The 12,157-nt window shown below is 69.3% G+C and carries 10 protein-coding genes; 7 read left to right on the plus strand and 3 right to left on the minus strand.

The genetic code is table 11. From position 1 onward, the window contains the following. Positions 1 to 66: 66 nt before the first annotated feature. Entirely contained in the window at positions 67 to 675 is a 609-nt protein-coding gene (locus tag AC3A6X_RS07545) for a TetR/AcrR family transcriptional regulator (RefSeq protein WP_487841594.1), read from the plus strand. Between the two features lie 18 nt (positions 676 to 693). Here AC3A6X_RS07545 and AC3A6X_RS07550 read toward each other — a convergent pair whose 3' ends face one another. Continuing rightward, entirely contained in the window at positions 694 to 1,617 is a 924-nt protein-coding gene (locus tag AC3A6X_RS07550; protein WP_487841595.1) for a helix-turn-helix domain-containing protein, read from the minus strand. Between the two features lie 39 nt (positions 1,618 to 1,656). Between AC3A6X_RS07550 and AC3A6X_RS07555 the strand changes: the two genes are divergently transcribed. The 6 genes from AC3A6X_RS07555 to AC3A6X_RS07580 are packed head-to-tail and all read left to right on the plus strand — an operon-like array spanning position 1,657 to position 9,358. Further along, complete coding sequence (locus tag AC3A6X_RS07555) at positions 1,657 to 2,643, plus strand: Bug family tripartite tricarboxylate transporter substrate binding protein (protein ID WP_487841596.1); 987 nt, start codon at positions 1,657 to 1,659, stop codon at positions 2,641 to 2,643. A gap of 10 nt (positions 2,644 to 2,653) precedes the next feature. After that, positions 2,654 to 4,945 carry a xanthine dehydrogenase family protein molybdopterin-binding subunit gene (locus tag AC3A6X_RS07560; protein WP_487841597.1) on the plus strand — a complete coding sequence of 764 codons (2,292 nt, stop codon included), beginning with the start codon at positions 2,654 to 2,656 and terminating at the stop codon, positions 4,943 to 4,945. Next, positions 4,938 to 5,810 carry an FAD binding domain-containing protein gene (locus AC3A6X_RS07565; protein ID WP_487841598.1) on the plus strand — a complete coding sequence of 291 codons (873 nt, stop codon included), beginning with the start codon at positions 4,938 to 4,940 and terminating at the stop codon, positions 5,808 to 5,810. The genes AC3A6X_RS07560 and AC3A6X_RS07565 overlap by 8 nt, the downstream gene beginning before the upstream one ends. Beyond that, a complete protein-coding gene (locus tag AC3A6X_RS07570; RefSeq protein WP_487841599.1) occupies positions 5,807 to 6,283 on the plus strand; it encodes a (2Fe-2S)-binding protein in 477 nt (158 codons plus the stop codon). The genes AC3A6X_RS07565 and AC3A6X_RS07570 overlap by 4 nt, the downstream gene beginning before the upstream one ends. Then, complete coding sequence (locus AC3A6X_RS07575) at positions 6,273 to 7,034, plus strand: SRPBCC family protein (protein ID WP_487841600.1); 762 nt, start codon at positions 6,273 to 6,275, stop codon at positions 7,032 to 7,034. Before AC3A6X_RS07570 ends, AC3A6X_RS07575 begins: the two co-directional genes overlap by 11 nt. Positions 7,035 to 7,036: 2 nt before the next feature. Continuing rightward, positions 7,037 to 9,358 (plus strand): molybdopterin-dependent oxidoreductase, encoded by a 2,322-nt coding sequence (locus tag AC3A6X_RS07580; protein ID WP_487841601.1) that lies wholly within the window; start codon positions 7,037 to 7,039, stop codon positions 9,356 to 9,358. A 32-nt stretch (positions 9,359 to 9,390) separates the two neighbouring features. On the opposite strand, the gene AC3A6X_RS07585 is transcribed toward AC3A6X_RS07580, so the two are convergent. Further along, entirely contained in the window at positions 9,391 to 10,965 is a 1,575-nt protein-coding gene (locus AC3A6X_RS07585) for a serine hydrolase (RefSeq protein ID WP_487841602.1), read from the minus strand. A gap of 154 nt (positions 10,966 to 11,119) precedes the next feature. Next, a complete protein-coding gene (locus AC3A6X_RS07590; protein ID WP_487841603.1) occupies positions 11,120 to 12,088 on the minus strand; it encodes a LysR family transcriptional regulator in 969 nt (322 codons plus the stop codon). Between the last annotated feature and the right edge of the window lie 69 nt (positions 12,089 to 12,157).

Genomic DNA, 12,157 nt, shown 5'->3' on the forward strand with positions numbered 1-12,157 from the left:
AATTGCGTTTACGGATTGTGGGGCCTTTTGATGCTTAACGCAAATCCTTTGCTTTAAAATGGTTTCATGAGCTCACCCCCCATTCCCCGCCCCGGCGGTCGCAGTGCACGTGTCCAGGGCGCCGTCCACAAGGCGACGCGTCAGCTGCTGGACGAGCAGGGTCGCGCCGCCCTCACCGTGCCCCTGATCGCGGCGCGTGCAGGCGTCACGCCTTCGACGATCTACAGGCGCTGGGGCGACCTGGCGGACTTGCTCGCCGACGTCGCCGTCGAGCGCCTGAGACCCGACAGCGATCCGCTCGACACCGGCACTGTGGAGGGCGACCTGCTGGCCTGGGCCGAACAGTTCCGCGACGAGACCTCGTCCGAGCTCGGGCGCGCGATGGTGCGCGACGTCGTCTCCGCAAGGGGCGCGGACGCCATGGGCGATCTCTGTCCCTGCGCGCAGTTCGCGATGAGCCAGCTCGGCGCGGTGGTCGAGCGCGGCCAGGCGCGCGGTGAGCCGGTCCCCGACGTCGAGACCCTCATGGACCGCGTCGTCGCGCCCATCGTCTATCGGATGATGTTCGGCCTTCCGCTCGCCTCGCAGGCGAACATTCGCGCCTGGGTCAAGGCGTGCCTGAAAGACGCCGCGGGGCAGGGAAGCCCCGCAGCGCAAAGGGGAACGCGCCACTAGCGATTCGCCGGCAGTCGCTCAGCGCGGCGGCACGGGCGGAAACTTCGCGGCCACCAGCCGGTTGCGGATCGCCTGCGCGGCAGCCTTCAGATCGTCGAGATGGCGCGTCACGACGTCCTGCTCGGTGGCGACGGCCGGCAGCCAGGCGCAGCTGATGCAGCCCACCACCGTGTCATCGACCTGGATGGGCACCGAGATCGCGCCGAATCGCTCCGGCGAATCCAGGCTCGTGGGGCTGGGGTCGCGCGAGGCATAGCCCTGGGCGCGGTAGCGCGCGGCCCAGTCGCGGGCCCCGTGGGACTTCAACGCGGCGCGGTCGACTTCGTACGGTGAACGTGCAAGCGCCTCCAGCAGGCGGCGGCGCTCCGCATCGGGGCAGAAGGCGAGATAGCAGCGCCCCAGCGACGACAGCAGCAGCCGCGGACGAAAACCGAGAACCCGGTAGTTCACCGCGAGGCCGTTCATCGGCCGGTGGGTGTCGAGGATGAGCATCGCCAGTCCGTCGAGTACGGCGAGATCGATCGGCCAGGGCACGCGCCGTTGCAACTGCTCCCGCGGCTGCGTCGCGAGCGCAGACAGGCGCGCGCGCCATTCCACGGCAAGCCCGGATTCCCCGGCGCTGGCCGCCGGCACATAGCGGTTCTCGATTTCGTTGCGCTCGATCCATCCGGCCTCCTGCAGGGTTCTCAGGATCCGCAGCAGCGTGGCCTTCGAGAGTGAGGTCTGGCGGTGCAGGTCCGCCAAGGTGACGGCAGACGACTGCTGGATGGACCACAACACATCGAGTCCGCGGCGTAGCGCGGTGATCGACTTCACGCCGGGTGCAGGCCCTGCACTGCGGAAGGAATCGCGGCTTGATTGGTTCACTGAGTGAAATTCTATCTGGCCGTCGCGAGAGGCGAATCGCAGAATTTCCCTCGCGCTCTCTTTCCATTCATTCATTCATTCATTCCCTGAGGGCTCGTGCCCAGGAGACAAAACATGCATCCCCATCGACGACAGCTGGCGCTTGGCGCCCTCGCGCTCGCCTGCGGCCTCGCCTTCGCACCGGCGCACGCCCAGCCGGCCTACCCGGCCAAGCCCATCTCCATCGTCGTGTCCTACCCGCCCGGCAGCGACACCGATTCGATCGCACGCATGCTGGCCGAGCGGCTGTCGCAGCGCCTGAACCAGGCGGTGATCGTGGACAACAAGCCCGGGGCGGGCGGCACGCTCGGCAACTCCTTCGTCGGCCGGGCCGCGCCCGATGGCTACACGCTGCTGTTCACGCCCAACCCGTTCACGACCGCGCCGATGGTCCTGCGGCTGTCGCCCTCGTCGAGCTACGACGTGCTCCACGGCTTCGAACCGGTCATCCAGATCGCCACCCAGCCGCTGGTGCTGGTGGCGCATCCGGGTGTGGGCGCGAAGTCGGTCCCCGCCTTGGTCGGGCTCGCCCGCTCCGGAAAATCGCTCACCTATGCCACCCCCGGCGCCGGCTCGCCGATGCACATCGTCGGCGAATGGCTCAACCGCGCGGCCGGCGTGAAGTTCACGCACGTGCCCTACCGCGGCGTCGCGCCCTCGGTCAACGACGTGGTGGCCGGCCACGTCGACACGGCCTGGGTGACGCTCGGGGTCGTGAGCCAGTACACCCAGCAGAAGCGGCTGCTCCCGCTCGCCATCGGCGACGCCGCGCGCTCGCCGCTCGCACCCGAGGTGCCCACGCTCACCGAACTGGGCTTCAAGGACGTCGTGGTCGGCGCCTGGAACGGCTTCTTCGCGCCCAAGGGCACGCCGCCGGATGTCGTGCGGCTGCTCAACGGCCACCTGAACGAGATCATCAAGTCGCCCGAGGTGGTGAGCAAGCTCGCGACCTTCGGCGCCCTGCCGGTGGGCGGCGCGCCCGACGTGCTGGCGAAGACCAACGCCACCGAATACCAAGTGATGGGAAAGCTGATCAAGGAGCTGGCCATCACGGCCGACTGAGACGGCTGCCATGAATGCATCCACGCTGGGCACGTCGGTGCCCCAGGTCAATGCCCGCTCCAAGGTGCTGGGGCGAGCGCAGTATGCAGGCGACATCAAGCTCGCCGGCATGCTGCACGGGAAGGTGCTGCGCAGCCCCCACCCGCATGCCCGCATCGTGCGCATCGACGCCACGCAGGCGCTTGCCCTGCCCGGCGTGAAGGCGGTGGTGACGGGTGCCGACGGGCCGCAGGTGCCTTGGGGCGTGCATCACAAGGAGCGGCTCACCCTGGCTCTTGACGTGGTGCGATTCGCCGGCGAGGAAGTCGCGGCCGTCGCGGCGACCAGCGAAGAGATCGCGCGCGACGCGCTCGACCTGATCGACGTCGAGTACGAGGAACTGCCCGCGATCCTCACGCCCGAGCAGGCGCTGGAGCCGCAAGCCTTGCGGATTCATCCCGGCCGCGACGACAACATCGCGCACCAGATCCGCTTCGAGCGCGGCGATGTCGATGCGGCCTTTGCGCACGCCCACCTGGTCCACGAGGCCACCTACACCACGCATTCGCAGTATCCCGGCTACATGGAGCCGATGGCCTCCGTGGCGGCGATCGACGCCGACGGCCGGCTGCAGGTGTGGACCTCGACGCAGTCCGCCTTCCTGGTCCGCGCCCGCCTGGCCGCCGTGCTCGAACTGCCGGTCTCCCGGGTGCGCGTCCTCCAGGCGACCACCGGCGGCGGCTTCGGCGGCAAGATCATCGAGGACGCCAACAGCCTGATCGCCGGCCTGCTGGCGCTGCGCACCGGCAAGCCGGTGCGGCTGGTCAACAACCGCCTGGAGGATTTCCTCGCCTGCGCCACCAGCGTGCCCGAGCGCATCACGCTCAAGCTCGGCATGGACCGGGAAGGGCGCATCGTCGCCAAGGACGTGCGCATCGTGGCCGACTGCGGCGCCTACAGCGGCCTCTCGGCGGAGGTCATGCATGTCAGCGCGATGCGCAGCGACAACATGCACCGCAACGGCAATGTGCGCTCGCACGCCACGCTGGTCTACACGCACACGCCGCCGCACGGCGCCTTCCGCGGCTTCGGCGGCACGCAGATGCTGTTTGCGCTCAACAGCCACATCGACGCCATGGCCCACCAGCTGGACCTCGATCCGCTGCACGTCCACCGCCGCAACGCGATCGAGCGCGGGGCGACCTCGGTGCACGGCTGGAAGATCGGCAGCACCGGCCTGGTCGAGTGCCTCGCGCAGTGTGCCGACGCGATCGGCTGGAGCGCCAGGCGCAGCCGCAGTGCGGGCCATGGCGCGAAGCGGCGCGGCCTGGGCCTGGCCGCGGCCATGCACGTGAGCGGCAACCGCACCATCGGCGACTGGGACGGCTCCACCGTCATGCTGAAGATCAACGAGGACGGCCGCGTCGTCCTGCACAGCAGCGAGGCGGACATGGGCCAGGGGGCCATGACCATGTTGTCGCAGGTCGTGGCGCACGAGCTCGACATCCCGCTCGAACACGTCCACGTCGTCGCACCCGACACCGACAGCTCGCCCTGGTGCATCGGCTCGCTCGCCTCGCGCGTCACCATGGCGGCCGGCAACGCGGCCATCGTCGCGGCCCGCGCCGCGCGCGGCAAGCTGCTCGACCAGGCCGCGCCGATGCTGCAGCTGCCCGTCGAGGCACTGAAATGCGCCGGTGGCGCCGTGTGCGTGGCCGACGCGCCCCAGCGCAGCCTGAGCCTGGCCGAGCTGGCGCGTGCGCACCTCTGGCGCCACGGCGGCGAAGGCATCCAGGTCAGCGGAAGCTGGGATGCCAGGACCGACATGTTCGACAAGACCACCCTCATGGGCAACATCGCGCCGGCCTATTCCTTCGCCGCGCAGGCCGTCGAGGTCGAGGTCGACACCGAGACCGGCCAGGTCACGCTCGTCGACAGCTTCGTGTCCGACGACTGCGGCAAGGCCCTCAACCCCCAGGCGGTGCACGGCCAGAGCAACGGCGCGGCCGCCCAGGCCGTGGGCTGGACGCTGTACGAGCAGTTGCAGCTGGACGCGGGCCGCATCGTCAACGGCAACTTCGCGGACTACACCATGCCCTCGCCCGACGCGCTGCCCATGCTGCGCAGCGGCATCGTGGAGTCGAACGACCCCAACGGCCCCTACGGTGCCAAGGGCGCCAGCGAAACGGCGATCCTTCCGGGTCCGGCCGCCATCGCCAACGCCGTGTTCGACGCGGTCGGCGTTCGCATCCGGGATTTGCCGATCACGCCCGAGAAGGTGCTCGCGGCCTTGCGGCGGCGCGAGGAGTCCCGCCATGCGTGAGTTCGAGTTCCTGCAGCCGCGCTCCTTGTCCGAGGCGAGCCGCATGCTGGCCGACCTGGGCGACGAGTGCCGCGTGATGGCCGGCGGCACGGCCTTGCTGCTGGCGATGCGCCAGCGCATGGCGGCGCCGACCCATGTGATCTCTGCCCTGCAGATCGAAGGGCTGCGCGGCATCGCTTTCGATCCGCGCGAGGGCCTGCGCATCGGCGCCCTGGTGAAGCATGCCGAGCTGGCGCGCTCCGAGCTCGTCCAGCGGCACTACCCGGTGCTCGCGACCATGGCGGCGCAGGTCGCCAATCCCCAGGTGCGCAACCAGGGCACGCTGGGCGGCAACCTTTGCTACGCGGACCCTGCCACCGACCCGCCGGGCTGCCTGATGGCGCACGGCGCGCAACTGGTGCTGGCCAGCGCGCGCGGCCAGCGGGTGCTCTCCGTCGAGGAGTTTCTGGTGGACTACTACGTGACCGCGCTGGAGCCGGACGAGCTGCTGGCGGAGATCCGTGTTCCGGCGCCGCAGGCCGACGCCGGCGGCGGGTACACGCGCTTCCTGCGCACGGCGGCGGAGCATCGGCCGCTCGCCAGCGTGTCGCTGATGACGCGCCGCGAGGGCGCGCTGTGCCGCGAGGCGCGTCTGGTCGTGGGCGCTTCCGTGGCCATCCCGGGCCGCGTCACGCGCGCCGAGGAATTCCTGCGAGGCAGCATCGTCACGGACAGGGTGGCTGCAGAGGCCGCCGACATCGTCGCGGCCGACATCGCGCCGATCTCGGACACGCGCGGGTCCGCCGAATTCCGCCGCAAGATGGTCCGGGTGGCCTGCCGCCGGACGATCGCCGAGCTCTTCGGCCTGTCGGGAGAGACAACATGAGCAAACACACCATCAACTTGACCGTCAACGGAGAAGAGCACGAGGCGGAAGTCCCCGCGCGCCGGCTGCTGAGCGACTTCCTGCGCGATGACCTGCACCTGACCGGCACCAAGCGCGGCTGCGAGACCGGTGTCTGCGGCGCCTGCTCGGTGCTGGTCGATGGCGAGGTGGTCAAGTCCTGCCTGTCGCTGGCCGTGCAGGCGCACGGCTGCGCGATCACCACCGTGGAAGGCCTGGCGCAAGGCGAGCGCCTGCATCCCTTGCAGGATGCCTTCATGCGTTGCGGGGGGCTGCAGTGCGGCTACTGCACGCCGGGCTTCCTGATGGCCTCGTGCGCGCTGCTGGCGAAGAACCCGCAACCGACGGCGCACGAGGTGCGCCAGGGCCTCAACGGCAACCTCTGCCGCTGCACCGGCTACACCCAGATTGTGGAGTCCGTCCTGGACGCCGCGGAGAAACTACATGGACATTGAAAAAATCCTGACCATCGCCGCGCCGCCCGCGCGGGTGTGGGAACTGCTGCTGGACCCCGAAGTGATGGGGGCCTGCATTCCCGGCATGCAATCGATCGAGGTGCTGAGCCCCACCGAGTACAAGGCCCTGATCGCGGTGAAGATCGCCTTCGTGAGCGCGAAGTTCAGGCTCAAGACCACCATCCTGGAGCAGCGCGCGCCGCTCTACCTGCGCTGCGAGGGCACCGGCGAGGACGCCTCGGTGGCCAGTTCGCTGCGGCAGCGCAGCGAGATGTTCCTGGCCGAGCAGGCCGATGGCGGCACCGAGCTGCGCGTGAAGGTGAAGGTGGATGTGCTGGGGCGGCTGGGCAGCTTCGGCCTGAGCGTGATGAAGACCAAGGCCGATCGCATGTGGGACGAGTTCGGCCAGAACCTGTCGAAGCGGATCGCGCCGCCTGCAGAGCTGCCGCCGCAATCCATCGCGCCCGAGCCGGTGCCTGGTCCGGCTGCCGGCGGCGTGCCGCAAGCGGCACCGGGCCCGTCGCACAGCGCCAAGGTGATCGAGGCCATTCAGCGGCCGCCCGCGCCCAAGGGCTGGTGGCCGCGCCTGCTTGCCTCGCTCTCCAGGCGCAGCGACCCGGCCTGCGCGCGCCACATCCGCATCGACTTGATGCGCGAGGGCGCGACGATCACGGTCCATTGGCCGTTGGACGCAGCCGGCGAATGCGCAGCGCTCCTGCGCGACTGCCTGCTGCTGCCGGCGAAGGAATGAAGATGGACGCGCCTCGCACGAATCGCACGGTCCAGACGGCTTCCCACTGGGGCGTCTACAACGTCGAGGTCGATGCGCGCGGCCAGGTGGTGCGGACCACGCCCTTCAAGTCCGACCCGCACCCGCCGAGCTACCTGGCGAGCCTGCCCGAGACCGTGCGCAGCCCGCTGCGGATCGCGCAGCCCTGCGTCCGCGCCGGCTACCTGCAGCGCGAGCGGACGCGAAATCGGGGCGGGGAACCCTTCGTCCCCGTCGGCTGGGACGAGGCCCTGGACCTCATCGCGCACGAACTGCAGCGCGTCAAGGACGTGTACGGCAACGAGGCGATCTATGGCGGGTCCTATGGCTGGGCGAGCGCCGGGCGGCTCCATCATTCGCCCAGCGTCCTCAAGCGCTTCCTGGGCCTGCATGGCGGCTACGTCGACAAGCGCGGCAACCACAGCTTCGGGGCCGCCCTGCAGATTGCGCCCTACATCCTCGGCCGCTCGGACATCACGGAGATGGTGGTCCCCTGGGCCGACGTGGTGGCGTCCGCCGAGCTGGTGGTCATGTTCGGGGGGGCTTCGCTCAAGAACACCCAGATCGATGCCGGCGGGGCCGTCGCGCACGAAAGTCCGGACTGGTTCCGCCGCGCGGCCGCCGCAGGCATTCGCTTCGTCAACATCAGCCCGTCGCGGCAGGATCTTTCCGCGGATGTGAAGGCCGACTGGATCGCGCTGCGGCCGAACACCGATGTCGCCCTGATGCTGGGCATCGCGCACACGCTGGAGAAGGAAGGGCTGTGCGACCGCGAATTTCTCGCGCGCTATTGCGAAGGCTACGTGCGCTTCGAGGCCTACCTCAGCGGCCGCTCGGACGGCCAGCCCAAGGATGCGCGCTGGGCCAGCCGCATCACCGAGGTGCCGGTGGACGTGATCGAAAGCCTGGCACGCACGATGGCGAGGTCGCGCACCCTCGTCACCACCAGCTGGTCGATCCAGCGCGCAGACCACGGCGAGCAACCGGTGTGGATGACCATCACGCTCGCGGCCATGCTCGGACAGATCGGACTGCCCGGCCGGGGCTTCAGCCTGGGCTTCGGCGCGGTCAACGGCACCACGAAGCCGCACCACGACGGCCTTCCAAGGCCGACCTTGCCGCTCGGCCCCAATCCCGTGAAGACCTACGTGCCGGTCGGTCGGGTGGGCGACATGCTGCTGCGCCCGGGCGCGACGATCGAGTACGACGGCAAGACCATCACGTACCCGGAGACCCGGCTGCTGTATTCGATCGGTGGCAATCCCTTTCACCACAACGGCAACCTCAACCGCTTCCTCGAGGGCTGGCAGCGGCTGGACACGGTGATCGTCCACGAGCCGTGGTGGAACCCGGCCGCCAGGCATGCGGACATCGTGCTGCCGGCCACCACCACGATGGAACGCAACGACATCCTCGCGCAGGAGTACACGCCCTTCTGGATCGCGATGAAGCAGGTGATCGAGCCCGTGGGGCAGGCACGCAACGACTTCGACATCATGGCCAGCCTGGCGAGCCGCCTGGGCTTCGGTCACGCCTACACCCAGGGGCGGGACGAGATGGGCTGGCTCGCGCACATGTACGAGCAGGCCCGTACGCAGGCCCAGGCCCTCGGCTTCGAACCGCCGCACTTCCAGGCGTTCTGGGAAGAGGGCGCCTACGAGTTTCCGCCGCCGTCCCATTCCAAGGTCCTGCTCGGGGACTTCCGGCGCGATCCCGGTGCGCACCGGCTCGCCACCCCTTCGGGCAGGATAGAGATCTACTCGAGCACGATCGCCGGCTACCACTACGCGGACTGCCCCGCGCATCCCGCATGGCTGGAGCCCGCCGAGTGGCTCGGCTCGCAGGCGGCATCCCGGTTTCCCCTGCATCTGCTGTCGAATCAGCCGACGCCGCGGCTTCACAGCCAGCACGACCACGCGCCTGCCAGCCGCCGAACCAAGGTGTCCGGGCGGGAGGCCTTGACGCTCCATCCCGACGACGCGCGTTCGCGCGGGCTCGTCCCAGGAGACGTCGTGCGCGTCTTCAACGAGCGGGGAGCCTTCCTCGCCGGCCTGGTCGTCGCGGACCATCTTCGCCCCGGCGTTGCACAGATCTCGACCGGTGCCTGGTTCGATCCCGCCGAAGGTGGCCGGCCCGGCAGCCTGGAGAAGCATGGCAATCCGAATGTCGTCACGTTGGATCGCGGCACCTCGCAGCTGGCGCAGTCCACCGTCGTCCAGACGGTGCTGGTGCAAGTCGAGAAATGCGAATCGCCGCCGCCGGTCACCGCGTTCGATTCCCCGCAGCTTGCCGCCCGCTCATCCTGAAGATGATCGCCAATCGCTCGCGTCATCGGCGCTCATGCCCCGGCGCGCACGAAGGTCCCGAGCTGCTCGCGGTCGTAGTACTCGAGTGTCACGCGGTTGCCCGTGAAGCTGGCCTTCGAGAGGGTGCCCGGTGCGGCGTTCTCGTTGAAGAGCGTGAAGGTGAAGACGTCACCATCCCAGTGCGCGAGCGGCAGCCGCAGGGGCGCGGGCCCCAGCACCAGCGCCAGTCCGTCTGATTGCAGGACCACCTGCAGCGGGCCGTGGTATGCGTTGTCGTAGCGCCCCGCATACGCCGACAGGTTCTGCGGCGGCCTGGGGGGCTTGGGCTGCGCCGCGCCGATCAGCGAGCCTTCGGGGGCGGACATCGCCTCGAAGGCCGGCATGATGATCTGCGCCCAGGGCCGCTGGATCGCGCCGAACTGCAGCAGGTCGAAGAACTGTTGCCCCAGGATTTCCGGGACACCGATCGGCGACGCGTTGGTCAGCGCCACCATGCCGACCCCCGTCGCGGGCACCACCATGAAGGCCGTCCCCGTCCCCAGCAGGAAGCCGCCCGAGTGGCCGAACGAGGGCAGGCCCGCCGCCGTGGTGCCGACGTTGAAGCCGTAGCCGTAGTAGCCCGCCGGCCGCTCCCCGCTGGCGGGCGAGCTCAGGGCCTGCGGCGACACCGCGGGCTGCAGCGCGGCGGCGTCGACGATGCGCGTGCCCTGGAAGACGCCCCGGCCCAGTATCATCGACAGCCATCGCGCCACGTCGTTGACCGACGCGCTGATGCTCGCGGCGGGCGCTTGCGCGTCCGGCATGCGCACCGGTCCCGGCACCCAGGCGCCGTCGATCTTGATGTGCCCGACCACGCGGTTGCTCCGCGTCTGGAAATCGGCGAAGCGCGAACTCGTCCGGCGCATGCCGAGCGGCCCGTAGAGGGTTTGCTCCGACAGCGTCGCCCAGTCGGTGCCGGAGGCAGCGGCGACCGCAGCGGCGGCGCCGGTGAGCCCGAAGTTGGTGTAGTGGTAGGACTTGCGGAAGGTGTCGAGCGGCAGATGGCGCAGGCGCTGCAGCACCTGCTGCTGGTCGTAGCCCATGTCCTCGAGCCGGTCGCCGGCATGGTCCGGCAAGCCGGAGCGATGCGCGTAGAGGTCGCCGATCGTGAGCTGTTCGCTCACGACGCGGTCGGAGAGCTCGAACCACGGCAGGTGCCGGCGCACCGGGGTGTCCCACGCGACCGCCCCCAGCCCGACCTGGTGCGCCACCACCGTGGCTCCCAGCGACTTGGACATCGAGGCCAGCTGGAACACCGTGTCGGCATCGACCGGCGCATTCGTCCCGACGACCCGCGTGCCGAAGCCTTTCGCGTAGACCGTCTGATCGCCATGCACCACCGCGACGGCCAGGCCGGGCACGCCGGTCTCCTTCATCATCGCGGTGGCCAGCCCGTCGAGCTGGTCGAGGGCAGCCCGGAGCTTCGCCTCCTGCGCCGCAAGCGCGAGATCGGCCGCCAGGCCCGCGTTGCTTCCGCCGCCGCCGCATCCGCCGAGCCCAAGCAGCCCGCATGCCGCGAGACCGCCGCCGAGAACGATGCGCCGCCGTTGCTGCACTGCCGAGTTCATGTCGAGCCTCCGCGGCGCGTGCGGCCGGCGGGTCGCCGGCCTCACGGGTCGTGGGGGAGCTTGTACTCGACAGGCATCGCGTGCGCAACTGCGAAGTTCGGGGAGGCGGGTGCAGAGCCATCGTCTCGCAAGAAAACCACAGGGCCGCCGTCGCCTACGCCTCGATCTCGAAGGGCAGCTTCAGGGCGTCGAACAGCGTGACGAACACGCTGCGCAGCCACTCGCTGCCGGGGTCGCGATGGAATCGTTGATGCCACGTCATCGAGACGTCGAAGGCCGGGAACTGCACCGGCGGCTCCACCAGCTGCAGCTGCAGATGAGGTGCGACCACGGCCCCCAGGTTGCTGGGCACAGCGCCGATCAGGTTGGTGCTCGCGACGATCGGTCCGACGCACAGGAAACTGTGAACTCTCAGCGCCACCTTGGCCTTGACGCGGGCCCCTGACAGCACCTTCTCCACGGCGGCGGCATGCTGCATGCCCACCGGGCCCGCCACCACATGCGCCAGCTCCCGCAGCTGCTCGCGGCGCAGCTTGCCCTTGACACCGGGGTGATCCTTGCGGGCGACGTACAGGAACCGTTCGCGGAACAGGCGGCGCTGGTGCATCTGCTTGCCCAGGTCGCTGAGGTAGCCCGCTGCGAGATCGATCTGGCCCGAGGTCAATCCGTCGAGCAACTCGCCCCGGCTCGGCGAGACGACCTCGACGACGACCTGCGGGGCCACCTCGGCCAGATGCCGCATCAGGCGTGGAAGAAACAGCCGCTCGCCGACGTCGCTCATCGCGACCCTGAAGGTGCGTGCCTCCTGGCCCTCGCTGAAGGTTGGCCGGTTGATGGTGGAACGGAGGATCTCGAGCGCCGAGCTCACCGGAGACACCAGCGAGTCGGCAAAGGGCGTCGGCACGACGCCGCGCTGCTGCCGCACGAACAACGCATCCCCATACATCTCCCGCAGCCGCCCCAGGCCGCGGCTGACCGCCGGCTGGGTCAGGCCCAGCTGCGATCCGGCCGCGGTCAGGTTGCGCGTGCGATAGACCGTCTCGAAGAGCTCGAGCAGGTTGAGGTCGACTTGCCGCGACAGGGGGCGCGAGCGGTGGATCTGCTTGATATGTGTCGTTGGCATATCACGAATTCTATTTTTTCATTTCCGGAATGTCATCGATCTTTCTACAGTGCCTGCAGCCCCAGCAAA

It is taken from the genome of Variovorax sp. Soil_C_12, assembly GCF_057657375.1.

Bases quoted from the DNA above. Each gene is read 5' to 3' on its own strand.
- AC3A6X_RS07550 (WP_487841595.1), bottom strand. From the start codon at position 1,617: ATGAATGAATGGAAAGAGAGCGCGAGGGAAATTCTGCGATTCGCCTCT.
- AC3A6X_RS07555 (WP_487841596.1), top strand. From the start codon at position 1,657: ATGCATCCCCATCGACGACAGCTGGCGCTTGGCGCCCTCGCGCTCGCC.
- AC3A6X_RS07565 (WP_487841598.1), top strand. From the start codon at position 4,938: ATGCGTGAGTTCGAGTTCCTGCAGCCGCGCTCCTTGTCCGAGGCGAGC.
- AC3A6X_RS07560 (WP_487841597.1), top strand. From the start codon at position 2,654: ATGAATGCATCCACGCTGGGCACGTCGGTGCCCCAGGTCAATGCCCGC.
- AC3A6X_RS07585 (WP_487841602.1), bottom strand. From the start codon at position 10,965: ATGAACTCGGCAGTGCAGCAACGGCGGCGCATCGTTCTCGGCGGCGGT.
- AC3A6X_RS07575 (WP_487841600.1), top strand. From the start codon at position 6,273: ATGGACATTGAAAAAATCCTGACCATCGCCGCGCCGCCCGCGCGGGTG.
- AC3A6X_RS07590 (WP_487841603.1), bottom strand. From the start codon at position 12,088: ATGCCAACGACACATATCAAGCAGATCCACCGCTCGCGCCCCCTGTCG.
- AC3A6X_RS07580 (WP_487841601.1), top strand. From the start codon at position 7,037: ATGGACGCGCCTCGCACGAATCGCACGGTCCAGACGGCTTCCCACTGG.
- AC3A6X_RS07570 (WP_487841599.1), top strand. From the start codon at position 5,807: ATGAGCAAACACACCATCAACTTGACCGTCAACGGAGAAGAGCACGAG.
- AC3A6X_RS07545 (WP_487841594.1), top strand. From the start codon at position 67: ATGAGCTCACCCCCCATTCCCCGCCCCGGCGGTCGCAGTGCACGTGTC.